The organism is Vibrio genomosp. F10 str. 9ZD137, assembly GCF_049974785.1.
Taxonomy (GTDB): Bacteria; Pseudomonadota; Gammaproteobacteria; order Enterobacterales; family Vibrionaceae; genus Vibrio.
The window spans coordinates 1-396 of record NZ_JBNGCJ010000170.1; the positions used below are offsets into that span (position 1 = coordinate 1).

A 396-nucleotide genomic window follows, 5' to 3' on the forward strand; every position below is an offset into this window, starting at 1 on the left:
TGGCATTTTAGCCAGTGCGGTCGTAACTTGGGCATTTTACTTCAGTGATGACCTAAGTTTACGTCAATTAATGTACTGGCTAATGGGGAGTATTGGGGGAACGACCTGGCAGCAACATACGGTGACACTCTTCCTGATCCCTGTGATTATCTATCTCTGTTTACAAGGGAAGACGCTTGATCGACTCATGATGGGCGAAGCGCACGCAAAACAACTGGGTCTCAACATTGATGCCATACGTTGGAAGCTGATTGTGGCGGTTTCAATTTTGGTGGGTGGTTCTGTGGCTCTCGGTGGCGTTATTGGGTTTGTTGGGTTGGTGGTACCGCATCTTTTGCGTTTAGCATTTGGTACGGAGAACAAATATTTGCTCCCAGTTTAGATCGGAAGAGCGGT

General features: G+C 47.5%; 1 pseudogene. It reads left to right on the top strand.

What is annotated here, in order from left to right:
- Window positions 1-379, top strand: a pseudogene (locus ACP45E_RS02220) (iron chelate uptake ABC transporter family permease subunit); the annotation flags it as partial.
- Window positions 380-396 lie beyond the last annotated feature (17 nt).